The 13458-nt window shown below is 76.0% G+C and carries 12 protein-coding genes and 1 pseudogene; 7 read left to right on the top strand and 6 right to left on the bottom strand.

Annotation, left to right across the window (positions count from 1 at the left end; genetic code table 11):
* Positions 1 to 114 precede the first annotated feature (114 nt).
* Genes IMZ35_RS05455 through IMZ35_RS05445 form a run of 3 tightly spaced genes read left to right on the top strand, consistent with a single transcriptional unit; the run spans position 115 to position 2509 of the window.
* Complete coding sequence (locus tag IMZ35_RS05455) at positions 115 to 927, top strand: alpha/beta fold hydrolase (RefSeq protein WP_229370802.1); 813 nt, start codon at positions 115 to 117, stop codon at positions 925 to 927.
* A complete protein-coding gene (locus IMZ35_RS05450; RefSeq protein WP_199439815.1) occupies positions 927 to 2177 on the top strand; it encodes a SpoIIE family protein phosphatase in 1251 nt (416 codons plus the stop codon). Before IMZ35_RS05455 ends, IMZ35_RS05450 begins: the two co-directional genes overlap by 1 nt.
* The gene (locus tag IMZ35_RS05445) at positions 2174 to 2509 is read left to right on the top strand and encodes an STAS domain-containing protein (protein ID WP_199439814.1); all 336 of its coding nucleotides are present in this window, start codon (positions 2174 to 2176) and stop codon (positions 2507 to 2509) included. Before IMZ35_RS05450 ends, IMZ35_RS05445 begins: the two co-directional genes overlap by 4 nt.
* 66 nt (positions 2510 to 2575) lie before the next feature.
* Here the strand turns inward: IMZ35_RS05445 and IMZ35_RS05440 are convergent, their stop codons facing one another.
* Both IMZ35_RS05440 and IMZ35_RS31655 read right to left on the bottom strand, forming a co-directional pair.
* Entirely contained in the window at positions 2576 to 4393 is a 1818-nt protein-coding gene (locus tag IMZ35_RS05440; protein ID WP_307867783.1) for a cation:proton antiporter, read from the bottom strand.
* Positions 4390 to 4596, bottom strand: coding sequence for a hypothetical protein (locus IMZ35_RS31655; RefSeq protein ID WP_307867782.1), 207 nt, complete (start codon positions 4594 to 4596; stop codon positions 4390 to 4392). Before IMZ35_RS31655 ends, IMZ35_RS05440 begins: the two co-directional genes overlap by 4 nt.
* On the opposite strand from IMZ35_RS31655, the pseudogene IMZ35_RS31650 reads away from it, so the two are divergent.
* Positions 4517 to 4780 (top strand): annotated as a pseudogene (locus IMZ35_RS31650) (Atu4866 domain-containing protein); the annotation flags it as partial. The gene IMZ35_RS31655 and the pseudogene IMZ35_RS31650 overlap by 80 nt on opposite strands.
* A 120-nt stretch (positions 4781 to 4900) precedes the next feature.
* Here the strand turns inward: IMZ35_RS31650 and IMZ35_RS05430 are convergent.
* Positions 4901 to 5833 carry an NADP-dependent oxidoreductase gene (locus tag IMZ35_RS05430; RefSeq protein WP_199439813.1) on the bottom strand — a complete coding sequence of 311 codons (933 nt, stop codon included), beginning with the start codon at positions 5831 to 5833 and terminating at the stop codon, positions 4901 to 4903.
* Between the two features lie 159 nt (positions 5834 to 5992).
* Positions 5993 to 9223, bottom strand: coding sequence for an ATP-binding protein (locus IMZ35_RS05425; protein ID WP_307867781.1), 3231 nt, complete (start codon positions 9221 to 9223; stop codon positions 5993 to 5995).
* A gap of 131 nt (positions 9224 to 9354) precedes the next feature.
* Between IMZ35_RS05425 and IMZ35_RS05420 the strand changes: the two genes are divergently transcribed.
* Positions 9355 to 10233: an alpha/beta fold hydrolase gene (locus IMZ35_RS05420; RefSeq protein WP_199439812.1), complete on the top strand. Its 879-nt coding sequence runs from the start codon at positions 9355 to 9357 to the stop codon at positions 10231 to 10233.
* Positions 10234 to 10242: 9 nt separating this feature from the next.
* On the opposite strand, the gene IMZ35_RS05415 is transcribed toward IMZ35_RS05420, so the two are convergent.
* Positions 10243 to 10560, bottom strand: coding sequence for a PASTA domain-containing protein (locus IMZ35_RS05415; RefSeq protein WP_199439811.1), 318 nt, complete (start codon positions 10558 to 10560; stop codon positions 10243 to 10245).
* 41 nt (positions 10561 to 10601) lie between these two features.
* Positions 10602 to 11273, bottom strand: coding sequence for a GntR family transcriptional regulator (locus tag IMZ35_RS05410; RefSeq protein WP_199439810.1), 672 nt, complete (start codon positions 11271 to 11273; stop codon positions 10602 to 10604).
* Positions 11274 to 11405: 132 nt separating this feature from the next.
* On the opposite strand from IMZ35_RS05410, the gene IMZ35_RS05405 reads away from it, so the two are divergent.
* A complete protein-coding gene (locus IMZ35_RS05405; RefSeq protein WP_199439809.1) occupies positions 11406 to 12365 on the top strand; it encodes an endonuclease/exonuclease/phosphatase family protein in 960 nt (319 codons plus the stop codon).
* A 36-nt stretch (positions 12366 to 12401) separates the two neighbouring features.
* Positions 12402 to 13343: a prolyl aminopeptidase gene (gene pip, locus IMZ35_RS05400; RefSeq protein WP_307867780.1), complete on the top strand. Its 942-nt coding sequence runs from the start codon at positions 12402 to 12404 to the stop codon at positions 13341 to 13343.
* The last annotated feature ends 115 nt before the right edge of the window (positions 13344 to 13458 follow it).

The following is a 13458-nucleotide window of genomic DNA, read 5'->3' as shown; positions in this document are numbered from 1 at the left end:
ACACGATCGGGAGGGGCGAGTTCCTCCGTTCCGGCAAGAGCGGTGCGGCGGGAGCGGTGATCACCACGTCCACGACGTGCTCGAACGGCTCGTGCCCGGCCGCGAGGTGACAGGATGGGCGCCGTGGACGTGCTCAGCAGGAACTGCGTGGTGGTCGACGGACCGGTGGACGGTCCGGTGGTGGTGCTGTCGCACGGCTTCGGATGCGATCAGAACCTGTGGCGGCTGGTGGCGCCCGCCCTGGCCGAGAGGTTCCGGGTGGTGCTGTTCGACCACGTGGGAGCGGGCAGGTCGGACCTGTCGGCCTGGCGGGAGGACCGCTACTCGTCCCTGGAGGGCTACGCGGAGGACGTGCTGGAGATCCTGCGCGAGCTCGACCCCGGTCCCGTGGTGTTCGTGGGGCACTCCGTCAGCGCCATGATCGGCGTGCTGGCTGCGGTCGCCGAGCCGGAGCGCTTCGCGGGCCTGGTCCTGCTCACCCCCTCGCCGCGCTACGTCGACGACGAGGGCTACCGGGGCGGGTTCAGCGCGGAGGACGTCGACGAGCTGCTGGAGTCGCTGGAGAGCAACTACCTGGGCTGGTCGGCGGCGATGGGGCCGGTGATCATGGGCACTCCGGACCGTCCCGAGCTGGAGGAGGAGCTGACCAACAGCTTCTGCCGCACGGACCCGAAGATCGCGCGGGTGTTCGCGCGCGCCACGTTCCTGTCCGACAACCGGGCCGACCTGCCGAAGGTGGCCGTGCCGACCCTGGTCGTCGAGTGCTCGCAGGACGCCATCGCGCCCAGGGAGGTGGGCGCGTACGTCCACGCGCAGATCCCCGGCAGCGAACTGGTCACCCTGGACGCCACCGGCCACTGCCCGCAGCTCAGCTCCCCGGAGGCCACGACCGAGGCGATCACGGCCTTCGTCGCCGGTGCGCGGTGATGTGCGCGACCGGGCAGGACCCGGACGGCGGGGCGGACGACGCCCGCGACGACTCCGCGGCGGCGTTCTCCGCACTGCTGGAGGACAGCGCCGAAGACCTCTACGAGCACGCGCCCTGCGGGTACCTGTCCACGTTGCTGGACGGCCGGATCGCCAAGATCAACACGACGATGCTGGGCTGGCTGGGGTACACCCGCGAGCAGGTCGTGGGCCGGTTGCGGTTCGCCGACCTGCTCACGGTCGGCGGCAAGATCTACCACGAGACGCACTTCGCGCCGCTGCTGCGGATGCAGGGCGAGCTGGGCGGGGTGGCGCTGGAGCTGCGCACGGCCGACCGCCGCCGGCTGCCGGTGATGGTGACCTCCGTCGTCAAGACCGGAGCCGACGGGCAGCCGCTGCTGATCCGCACCACCGTCTTCGACGCCAGGGACCGCCGGTCCTACGAGCGCGAACTGCTGCGCGCCCGCGAGGAGGCCGAGCGGGAGCGCGACCGGGCGCAGCGCCTGGCGACCACCCTCCAGCGCAGCCTGCTGCCCCCGACGCTGCCCCCCGTGCCCGGCGTCGAGGTCGACTCGTACTACCACATCGCCTCTCCCGAGCAGGTCGGCGGCGACTTCTACGACCTGTTCCCGCTCTCCGGGGAGCGGTGGGGCCTGTTCCTGGGCGACGTCTGCGGCAAGGGCGCGGGAGCCGCCGCCGTGACGTCGCTGGCCCGCTACACGCTGCGCGCCGCGGCCGTCTACGACTCCGATCCGGTCGCGGTGCTGGACAACCTGAACACCGTGCTCAACCACGAGTACCACCTCGACGACCCGCGGTTCTGCACCGTGATCTTCGGCCTGCTGACGCAGACGGACGACGGCTGCACCGTCCAACTGGCCAGCGGTGGTCATCCGCCCGCGCTGCTGCTGCGCGCGGACGGGACGGTCGAGCAGCAGCACACCACCGGCGGACAGCTCGTCGGCGTCCTGCCCGACCCGCGCTTCGTCACCGCGACCGTGCGACTGACGCCCGGTGACACCCTGCTGCTCTACACCGACGGTCTCACCGAGGCGCGCGTCGACGCCGCCCGCAACCGCTACGACGACGAGGCCCTGCTCGACTTCGCCACCGCACTGGCCCCCACCAGCGCGTCCGTGGCCATCACCGCCGTGCGGAGCCTGCTGACCAGCTTCGGCGACGGCCTCGACGACGACACCGCGGTGCTGGCCCTCAGCGTCCCCGCCGATCCGGGTCGGGCGCGGCGGTGAGCGACCTCGTCACCACCGCCCGCACCAGCGGCACCGGCAGCGTGCTGGCGCTGGCCGGGGAGCTCGACCTCAGCACGGCCGATCGGGTGCGCTCCGCCCTGGACGCGCTCGCGCTGGGACCGGGCTGGCGGCTGGTCCTCGACCTGTCCGGCGTCACCTTCTGCGACTCCAGCGGCATCACGGCGCTGGTCGTCGCCCACAACCGCGCGCGGGCCGTGAACGCCGACCTCGTGCTGGCGGGCGTGCCGGACCACCTCGTCCGGATGCTGCGCGTCGTCGGTCTGGACCAGGTCTTCACCACCGACTCGGGCGCCGACCCCCGCGAGGCGTGAGCCCGGCGCTCCACTCGTGGTGTCCGAACGCTCCACTCGTGGTGCTCGAACGCTCAACTCGCGGGATCAGCGGGGCAGGGCCACCGCTTGCAGGTCCAGGCGGCGCAGGACGCGGTCGGCCGCGGCCGGGTCGGTGCCGCGCTCCGTGCGGGCCGCCAGCACCTCGCGACGGGCGGCCGACAGGGCGTCGGCGTGCACGCGCTCCAGGACGCGGCGGCGTTCGCGCAGCTCCGCGGCCCGGCGGCGGCCCTCCGGTTCCGGCGAGTGCGCCGCCACGTCGGCGCGCAGGGTCGCGAAGCGCGAGATCAGCCACTGCAGGACGTCCTCGGGGATCTGCTCGCGCAGCTCGTGCTGCCGCACGGCGACGACCGCCGCGTCCTGCGCCCGCAGGGCGAGCGCGCCCTCCGCCTCGTTCTCGGCGTCGGCGCACGCCTCCACCCCGGTGAGGCGCACGACCAGCGGCAGGGTCAGACCCTGGCCGACCAGGGTCACGAGCAGCACCACCACGGCGATCACGACGATCTCCGTGCGCGCGGGGAAGCCCTCCGCGGGCAGGCTCAGCGCCAGGGCGAGCGTGACGAGCCCCCGCATCCCGCTCCACGCCAGCACGACGGCCTCGCCGCCGGTGCGCGGTGCGCGGTCCGGGTCGGTCGAGCGGCGCAGCACCAGCGCCGTCGCGAACATCCACGCCGTGCGCAGCGCGACGACCACCCCCGCGACGACGAGTCCGTGCAGGACCGTGGTGACGAGCTGGTCGCCCGCGTCGTCCACCACCTCGCGCAGCCGCAGCCCGATGAGCCCGAACGCCACCCCCGTGATCAGCAGTTCCAGCACCCGCCAGAACGCGGCGCCCACGAGGCGCTCGCTGGACTCGTCTTCGGCGGCGCGGTCCAGCTGCAACGCGGCGATCACCACGGCGACGACCCCGGAGCCCCCGGCGGACTCCGCCGCCAGGTACACCGCGAACGGCACCACGAGGGTCAGCCCCGCTCCGGCGGCCGGATCGGCCGCCCGCCGCAGCAGGAACGAGGCCGCCCACGCCGCCCCGAACCCGACCGCGACCGCGACGACCAGCGCCCACGCCAGGCGGACCGCCTGCTCGCCGACGCTGGTCGGGGTGCCGCTGACGGCCACCGCCACGGCGCTCTGGAAGGTCACCAGCGCCACCGCGTCGTTGAACAGCCCCTCCGTCTGGAGCACGCCGATCAGCCGGCGCGGGACGCGCACCGGCCCGGCGACCGCCTCCACCGCGACCGGGTCGGGCGGCGCCACGACCGCGCCCAGCGCGACGGCCGCCGCGACGCTGATCCCCGGCACGAGCACCCACGCGGTGCCCGCGGCGACCGCGGCCGTCGCCGCGACCAGCGCGACGGCCAGCCCGACGACGGTGCGCCACCGCGCGCGGAACAGCGACCACGACGTCCGACGCGCCACCGCCCACAGCAGCGGTGGCAGGAACAGCGGCAGGATCAGCTCGGAGTCCACGTGCAGCGTCGGCAGGCCGGGCACGAACGCCGCCGCCGCCGTCAGCACGACCATCAGCACCGGCCACGGCAGCCGCACCCGCTCGCCGACGCCCACCAGGACGACCGCGGCCACCATGAGCACCACGACGACGACCACCTGCTCCACGACCACGCCCTCCACCGCTCGCGTCCGCTGCGCGTCGAGCTGAGCACGTCCGGCGCGCTCCCGCAGCGGGAGCGGGTGCGCCGCACCAGGGACACCAGCGGCCTGGTCGCCCCTCACCGGTTCCCGCGGTCTCGTCCCAGGGGCCGCGAACGGCGCGGCACCGGGATCGGGGGGACGGATCGTGACCACGCACCGCACCGAGGACGTGCTCGACGCCACCGGGGCCGACAGCGGCAGGCCGCTGCTGCTCACCGGCGCACGGTCGTCACGGCGAACCCGCTGCTGGGGGACTGGGAGCGCGCCGACGTGCTGATCGTCGGCCCGGTGATCGCCGGCGTCGGTCCCGGCCTGCTCACGGCGGCCGAGGACGACGGCGTGATCGTGGTCGACTGCGCCGGGAGCGTGGTCCTGCCCTCGTCGGTGGACTTCGCGGGCGGCTCCACCGACACGCTCACGCCCGGCTCCCCGGCCGGCGTCGTCCCGGCCGATCACCGGTACCTCGGCACGTGGGTGGACGAGAACGGCTTCGTGCGCCAGCAGCTCCTGCCCGACGGTCGCTACGAGGAGGCCCGCGGCGACCGCGACAGCGCCTGCCGGGGCCGCTACCGGATCGCCGGCGACCGGATCGACTACCTGGACGACCAGGGCTTCTGGGCGTTCGGCGAGTTCTCCGACGGCGTCCTGCACCTCGCCGGGTACCGCTGCTCGCTCGGCCGCCGCGTGCCCGCCGCGTGTCCGCCGCGGACGGTCGGGCCGGACTCAGCCGGGGATCAGGACGACCTTGCCGTCGAGCCCTCCGGTGACGCTCTGCTCGTGCACGGCGGCGAGGTCGGCCAGCGGTCGCCTGGCCCCCACGTGGACGCGCAGCTCACCGGCGTCGACCAGCGCGACCAGACCGGCGAGCTGAGCGGCGTCGCCGCGCACGAACACGCTGCTCGTGCGGACGCCGCGCTCGGTGTCCGCCGGTGCGGGGGCGGTGGTCGAGACGAGCACACCGCCGGGACGCACGAGGCCCACCAGCGCCGCCACCTCCTCCCCGGTCACGGGGGCGAGGTTCAGCACGACGTCGACCGGCTCGGTGACCGCGTCGGTCACCGCGGTCGTGGTGCGGTCGACGACCTCGTCGGCACCGGCCGACCGGACCCGGTCGGCGCTGCGCGGAGCGGCGGTCGCGACGACGAACGCCCCGGCCCGCTTCGCGAGCTGCACGGCGTAGCCGCCGACCGCACCTCCCGCGCCGTTGACGAGGACGCGCTGCCCCTCCCGCAGGTCGGCGTGCTCGAACAGGGCCTGCCACGCGGTGAGCCCCACCGCGGGCAGCGCCGCTGCGTCGGCGAGGGGGACGGTGCTCGGCGCGGCGGCCAGCACGTCGGCGGGTGCCAGCACGAACTCCGCCGCGGCACCGTCCTCGTTCATCGGCAGGAACCCGACGACGGTGTCGCCGACGGCCCAGCCGGTCGCGCCGTCGCCCAGCTCGGCGACCGTTCCGGCCACGTCGATGCCGGGCACGTGCGGGAAGTGCAGGGGGAAGACCTGCTGGAGGTGCCCGGCGCGGATGCCGGCGTCGACCGGGTTGAACGACGTGGCCGCGACCCGGACGAGGACCTGGCCCGCGCCGGGGACCGGCCGCTCGACGTCCTCGTGCTGGAGGACGTCGACGTCGCCGTGGCGGTGGTAGCGGACTGCCTTCACGAGATGCCTCCTGGTGCGGAGCCGGTGTCCAGCGGGACACCGGCGCATGTACTTCGAATTTGAAGTACATGGAGACCATAGCACGCTTCGAGTTCGAAGCACATCGACGTCGGCGGGTGGTGGACGCGGCTTCGCCGGAGGCCTGGGGATCGTTCGCCGTCAGCGCGCCGCGGACGCTCGTCCGGCGATCTCGTCGGCGCGGCGCCGGTGCTCCCGCGCCTCCGCCGGACGGCCGAGCGCGGTGGCCAGGCGGGCGAGGCGCCCGGCCACCGGCCCCAGGGTGACCAGGCCGCTGCCCGCGCCCGCGAGCTCCCCGGCTGCGGGCAGCAGTTCGGCGTGGGCGCGCGCCAGCGCAGACCGGTCGCGCAGCCCCAGCGCCGCCTCCGCCAGCAGGCACAACCGCACCTCCGCGAGTAGGTCGCCGGGGGTGTCCGGAACCGCTCGCAGCGCGGCCAGCGCTCCGGCGCGGTTCCCGGCGGTCAGCAGCCCCAGCGGACGGACCCAGTCCAGGTGCGGGCCCCAGTCCGCGTTCAGGTCCACGTCGGCCGGTGCGCCGTCGCGCATCCGCAGGCACAGCAGGGCCAGCGGCAGGGTCCCCACCTCCACGCCCCGCATGCCGGTGCCGTCGAGCCGCGCGGCGGCGGCGCGGTAGGCGGCCTCGGCCCCGCCGCGTCCCGCCGCGGCCAGCCGGAGCGCCGCGTACCACTCGGTGAACACCCCCACCACCGGCAGCCCGTGCTGCTCGGCGAGCAGGTCCGCGGCGGCCGCGTGCTCGTCGGCCGCGGTGAACTCCGCCAGCGCCGAGTGCGACTGGACCAGCACGAGGTGGCCCAGCACCGCGAACGTCACCAGGTCGTGCTCGGCGGCCAGCGCGACCAGTTCCCGGCCGATCTCGGCACGCCGCGGCGCGAGCCCGGTGCGGTGGAAGGTGTGCATGAACCGGCCGTTCAGCGCGAACGCCAGCAGCGCCGGACTCCCGAGCTCGCGGGCGATGCGCTCCGCCTCCTGCGCGGCCTCGCGCCCCCGCGCCGACCGGGTGCCGCGCAGCTCCATCGCGATCGTGCCGAGCAGGCGGCTCCGTTCGGCGAGCAGGTGCCCCGGCAGGGCGGCGAGCGTGCGCTCGGCCACCGCGACGACGTGCTCGGCCAGCTCCGGGTCGTCGTTGACCGTCCAGATCCCCGGCACGTCGAACGCGCCGATCACCCCGGCCGTCAGCTCGGCGTCCCCGAGCCTCCCGGCCTCGGTGATCGCCTCGGCGCGGTGCCGCCGCGCGCTCTCCAGGTCCCCGGTCACCGCCAGCGCCCGCACCAGGCCCGTGACCAGGTCCAGCCGTGCTCGCGCGTCGCCGGTGCCGACCCGGTCGTGCGCGGTGATCGCCGCCCGCCACAGCCGCGCGGCCTCGTGCGGCGCGAACCGGCGCTCCGCCCGCCCGGCGGCCAGCCCCGCGTAGCGGGCGGCGCGCGCCGCCGTGGACCGGCTCCCCGCCAGCAGGAGGTGGTGCGCGAGGGCGTCGACGTCGTCGGGGCGCAGGTCTTCGAGCGCGTCGGCCACGGCGGCGTGCCAGCGCGCCCGCCGCGTCCCGGACACGTCCTCGTACAGCGTGTCCCGCACCAGGGCGTGCGCGAACCGGGGCGGGTCACCCCCCGACTCGACCAGGAAGCCCAGGAGCAGCGCGGAGTCCACCGCGTCGAGCACCAGGTCCTCGTCCCCGGCCAGCGGCACCAGCAGGTCCAGGTCCACGTCCCGGCCGATCACCGCGGCCCTCTGCAGGACCGTGCGAGCCGCCTCCGGCAGGGCGGAGAGCCGGTACCGGATCACGTCGCGCACCCCGGCGGGCACGGCGGACAGCGCGCAGTCGCCCTCGGCGTCGAACAGCCGCGCCAGCTCGCGCACGAAGAAGGGGTTGCCGCCGCTGCGCTCCCGGATCACCCGCACGGTGTCCCCGGCCACCTCGCGGGAGGTGGTGGCCCGCACGAGCTCGCCGACCGCCGCCTCCGGCAGCTCGCCGAGGTAGATCCGGACGGGCTCGGCGCGAGCGGCGCGGCCCAGCAGCGCGGCGAGACCGGGGGAGACGCCGGTGGTGCGGAACGTCCCCACCAGGAGCACCGGCCGCGCGGGCGGCTCGCCGATCAGCGTCGCCAGCAGCGCCAGGGTCTCCTCGCCCGCCAGGTGCAGGTCGTCCAGCACCAGCAGCAGCGGACCGCGTTCGGCGACGGCGCCCAGGTGCGACACCACGGCCCGGTGCGCCCGGAACCGGGCGGTCGCGGGGTCCTCCGCGCCGTCCGGCCGCGCGGTCGCCGCCGGGGCCGGGGCGTGCCCCGCCGCGGCGAGCGCGTCGAGGATCTGCGTCCACGGCCAGGCCCCGGGCACGCCCTCGCGCTCCGGGTCGCGCCCCCCGGCCGTGGTCCAGCCCCGCGCCGCCAGGGCCGCCGTCAGCGCCTCGGCGAACGCGGTCTTGCCCGCACCGGCCTCACCGGACACCAGGACCAGCCCGAGCCGGTCACCGGCCAGCGCGGCCTCCGCCGCGGCGGTCGCGACGGCCAGCTCCTGCGCTCGTCCCACCAGCGCGGGCCGGGCCAGCACGTCGGGAGGCGCGGCGCGCACCGGCGCCGCGGGCCCGACCGGCGCGCTCAGCCGCGGGTCCTGCGCGAGGACGTCCGCCTCCACCCGGCGCAGCTCGGGGCCGGGGTCCACGCCGAGTTCGGTGCGCAGGGCCGTCCGCGCGGTGCGCAGCGCGTCGAGGGCGTCGCGCTGACGACCCGCCCGGTACAGGGCGAGGGCCAGCAGGCACCAGGCGTGCTCGCGCCACGGGTGATCGGCGACGTGCGCCCGCAGGTCGGCGGCCACGGCGTCGGCCCGGCCCAGCGCGAGCGCGGCCTCCGCGCGCCGCTCCACCGCGAGCAGCCGCAGTTCGTGCAGGCGGTCGACCTCGGCCCGCGCCCAGTGCTCCTCGGCGAACTCCGAGTAGGCGGGCCCCCGCCACAGCGCGAGCGCGTCGTCCAGCCCGCTCAGCGCCGCCTCGGCCCGGTCCGCCGCCAGCAGTCCGGCCGCCCCGGCGAGCGCGTCCTCGAAGCGCCAGGCGTCCACCGCGTCGGGCGCGGCCCGCAGCACGTAGCCGGGAGCCTCGGTCACCAGCAGGGTGGCGGGCGTCCGCGGCGGCCGGTCGGGCTCGACGGCCTGGCGCAGCGCGGCCACGAACGTCTGGACCGCCCCGACCGCGCCCTCCGGCGGGTCGTCCCACAGGTCGTCCACGAGCAGCCGGACCGGGACGACCCTGCGCCGGGCGATCAGCAGCCGGGCCAGCACCGACCGGTGCCGGGGTCCGCGGAGCCCGACCGGGCCGCGCTCGTCGCGCGCCACCAGCGGACCGAGCACGCCGAACGTCACCACCGCTGATCACCTCCCGGCGCAGACCCTAACCGGACCTCCGGTGAACGCCCTGGTCAGCGCGTGCTGATCGGTTGCTGATCGGCGCCGGACACGCTGGCCACCGACCAGGACCGACCGAGAGGGACACCACCGTGACACCGAAGATCCCCGGATTCGACCACCAGCGCGTCCCCGTCGCCCGCGACGTGACGCTCAGCGCCGCCGTGGGCGGCTCCGGCAGCCCGATCGTGCTGCTGCACGGCTTCCCGCAGACCCACCTGATGTGGCGGCACGTCGCCGCGGACCTCGCCGCCGACCACACCGTGATCGTGCCGGACCTGCGCGGCTACGGCGACAGCGACAAGCCGGCCGACCTCGACGGGCGGACCTACTCCAAGCGCGTCATGGCCGCCGACGTCGTCGCCGTCGCCCGCGCCTTCGGGCACGAGCGGTTCGCGCTGGCCGGGCACGACCGCGGCGCGCTCGTCGCGATCAGGGCGGGACTCGACCACCCGGACGCCGTCACGCACCTGGCGTCCCTCGACGTCCTGCCGACCCTGGACACGTGGGAGGTCATGCGCGGCACGTCGGCCGCCGTCGGGTTCCACCTCTACCTGATGGCCCAGCCGCCCGGCCTGCCCGAGCGCATGATCGCCGGCAGCGCCGACGATTTCTTCGGCCACTTCCTCGACGTCTGGACGAAGGACCCGGCGGCGATCCCACCCGACGTCCGGGCGGCCTACCTGAGGGCCTCCCGCGAGGCCGTCACCTCGATCGTCGCGGACTACCGGGCGTCGGCCTCCGTCGACGTCGAGCACGACACGGCCGACCGGGAGGCCGGGAACCGGCTGCGGATGCCGGTGAGCGTGCTCCAGCAGGACTGGGGCGCGGCGCTGGGCTTCGACGCGGAGGAGCTGTGGCGGGCGTGGGCGCCGGACCTGGTGCACCGCACGGTGTCCTGCGGTCACTTCATGGCCGAGGAGGCGCCCGCCGAGGTGGTCGGGGCGCTGCGCGACCTGCTGGCCAGGTAGCGGCGGGCCTCACGGCGAGTCCTGCGGAACCTCCCGCTCGGCGCGCAGCTCGTCGGGCGCGGGCAGCGGGCGGCGCGGCTCCCGGTCACCGGCGCCGCCCGCGCCCGGCAGCCGCTCGAACTCCACCAGCACGACCGAGCCGCGGTCCACCGCGGTCCGCGCCGGGGGCAGCTGCGCGGTGACGACCCAGACCCCCGGCCAGGTCAGCTCGCTCAACGGCGGCCCGTCCTGCGCGCCGGAACTGAGCACCAGACCGGACGCGCGCGCGACGCGCTGCGCCTCGCCCACGTCCACGCCGATCAACCGGGGAACCTCCACCGTTGCCACGAAACCACGATCCCGGAGCACGGCGACGGACGGCACCGCCGTCAGCGGGGTCTGCGCAGCCGCCACGCCGCCTGCGCGCCCAGGCTCGTGTCGACGTGCTCGCGCATCACGGCCGCCGCGCGCTCACCGTCGCCCGCGATCACGAACTCCAGCAGGTCGGCGTGCTCCTGGTCGGTCTTCGCCCGCGCCGCGTCACCGCGGTCGACCTCCAGCGCGAGCAGCCGGTAGCGGTCCGCCCTGTCCCACAGGCCGTCCAGCGTCTGGATCAGCAGGACGTTCTGCGACGCCCGGTACAGCGCGGAGTGGAAGCGCCGGTGGATCGCGAGGCTCTTCCGGTCGGCGTCCACCGGCAGCGCCCGCAGGCCCTCGGCGGCGTCGCGCATCTCGCGGATGTCCGCCCGCGTGCGCCGCTCGGCGGCCAGCGCCACGGCCAGCGGGTCCAGCGACCGGCGCATCTCCAGCAGGTCCCGCGCCTCCTCGGCGTTCAGGTCGGTGACCCGCGCGTCGCGGTGGGCGTCCAGCTCGACCAGGCCCTCGCCCTTGAGCCGCTTGAGCGCCTCGCGCAGGGGGGTGGTGCTGATGCCGATGGTCCTGGCCAGCTCGCCCTGGTTGATCACCGAACCGGGCGGGAAGACGCCGGCCAGGATCTTCTCCCGGACGGTCCGGTAGGCGAACTCGCTCTTCGTCTCGAAGAACCCCGCTGGTTCCGTCATCCCGCACACCGTCCTCTCGCAGCCCACACCGTACTGGTGACCGGCATCTCCGCACGATCACCACGACTCCTCCACCACCGCGCCGGGGACGTGCGGTTACGGTCGTCGCTCCCGGCGCGAGAGGAGAACGCGGTGATCGCTGCGGCACCCGTCGCGCGGGTGGTCCGCGCCGTGACACCGGTGGTCTGCCGCTGCGTGCTGGCCGGTGCGGGCGCGACGGCGCTCGTGCGGGCGACCGGGCTGGACTCCGGCACGGTGCTCGCCCTGCCGGTGGCCGGGCTGCCGCTGGCCGCGGTGGCCACCGCGATCTGCCTCGTCGCGCTGGTGGCGCTGCGGGCGCGCTGGTCGGTCGCGGTGGCGGTGCTGCTCCTCGTGGTGCAGACCGGCTGGCTCGCGCCCCGCTTCCTCCCCGACGGCGCGGAGGTCCCCGCCGACGCGGTCCGGGTGCGCGTCGGCACCCTCAACCTGCACGCGGGGCGCGCCGATCCCGCCGCGGTCGTGGCCCTCGTCCGGGAGCAGCGGCTGGACGTGCTGGCCGTGCAGGAGGCCACCGCCGGCGCCGTCCGGGCGCTCGGCGAGGCCGGCCTGTCGCGCCTGCTGCCGCACCAGGAGCTGCACCCCGAGGCCGACTCCTCGCTGTACTCGGCGCTGCCGCTGACCCGCGCCGGACTGCTCGACCGGCCGACCACCTGGCCGCAGACCACCGCCGAGATCACCCTCGGCGGGCGGGCCGTCCGGCTGATCGCCGTGCACACCCTCTACCCGGTGGAGGACCCCGCGCGCTGGGCGGCCGACCTGGCGGCGCTGCGTCCGGAGGCGCGGCCGGACGCGGTGCTGCTCGGCGACTTCAACGCCACGCACGACCACGCCGACGCGCGAGCGCTGCTGGCCGCAGGGCTCGTCGACGCCCACGCCGAGCTGGGCCGGGGCTGGGCGCCCACCTGGCCCTCCGCCGTCCCGCTCGTGCAGATCGACCACGTGCTGCACGGCAGCGGACTGGCCGCGACCGCGGTGACCGAGCACGACGTGCCGGGCACCGACCACCGCGCCGTCGTCGCGGAAGTGGCGCTGCTGCCCCGTGATCCTCTCTGACAGACTCGGTGACCGCCCACGGGAGGAGTGCGACACGTGACCACGCGGGACAGCGGGATGCTCGACGTCGGCGACGGCAACCTCGTGCACTGGGAGGCCGGTGGCGATCCCGGCGGCACACCGGCGCTGATCGTCCACGGTGGACCGGGAGCGGGCAGCCCGCCCGGCACGCCGAGGGCGTTCGACCCCGAGCGCTTCCGGGTGATCACCTTCGACCAGCGGGGGTGCGGGCGCAGCACGCCGCACGCGAGCGACCCGGCCACCGACATGTCGGTCAACACGGCCGAGCACCTGCTGCGCGACGTGGAACTGCTGCGCGAGCACCTGGGCGTCGAGCGCTGGCTGCTCTTCGGCGGGTCGTGGGGAGCGGCGCTGTCCCTGGCCTACGCCGAGCGGCACCCGCACCGGGTGCTGGGCCTGGTGCTGCCCGCGGTGTGGACGATGAGCCGGGCGGAGGTCGACTGGCTCTACCGGCGCGGCGGGGCCGAGCGGCTGTTCCCGCGGGAGTGGGCGAGGTTCCGCGACGCCCTGCCGGAGCACCTGCGCGACGGTGACCCGGTCGCCGGCTACGCGGCGCTCGTGGAGGACCCCGACCCGGCGGTGCGGGCCGCGGCGGCGGTGGCCTGGAGCGCGTGGGAGGACGCCGTGCTCTCGCGGGAGCCCCACGGTGCGGCCGCTCACTACAGCGACCGCGACCCGGACGCCCTGCTGGCGTTCGCGCGGATCTGCGCCCACTACGCCGCGCACGACGGGTGGCTGGGCGACTCCGTGCTGCGCGACGCCGGGAAGCTCGCCGGGATTCCCGGCGTGATGATCCACGGCCGCCTGGACCTGAGCTGCCCGCTGAGCACCGCCGAGGCCCTGGCCCGCGCCTGGCCGGACGCGGAGCTCGTGGTCGTGGACGACGCGGGTCACCGGGGGAGCCCGGCGATGGGGGAGCGGGTGCGCGCCGCGATCACCCGGTTCGCCGGCGGCTGACGGCCCGCCGTCGCCACCCGGCGAGCGCGGTCGGCGCTGGTCGCGCTCGCGGCGGTCTCCGGTCCGCGGCGACCTGCGGAGGAGATCGCTCGCGCGGAAGATCGCCGCGACCCGC

Origin of the sequence: Umezawaea beigongshangensis (assembly GCF_016464305.1) — a bacterium.
In the GTDB taxonomy this organism is placed as follows: Bacteria; Actinomycetota; Actinomycetes; order Mycobacteriales; family Pseudonocardiaceae; genus Umezawaea_A; species Umezawaea_A beigongshangensis.
This window is presented reverse-complemented; position numbering and strand designations above follow the sequence as displayed.

Bases quoted from the DNA above. Each gene is read 5' to 3' on its own strand.
- IMZ35_RS05455 (WP_229370802.1), top strand. From the start codon at position 115: ATGGGCGCCGTGGACGTGCTCAGCAGGAACTGCGTGGTGGTCGACGGA.
- IMZ35_RS05450 (WP_199439815.1), top strand. From the start codon at position 927: ATGTGCGCGACCGGGCAGGACCCGGACGGCGGGGCGGACGACGCCCGC.
- IMZ35_RS05410 (WP_199439810.1), bottom strand. From the start codon at position 11,273: ATGACGGAACCAGCGGGGTTCTTCGAGACGAAGAGCGAGTTCGCCTAC.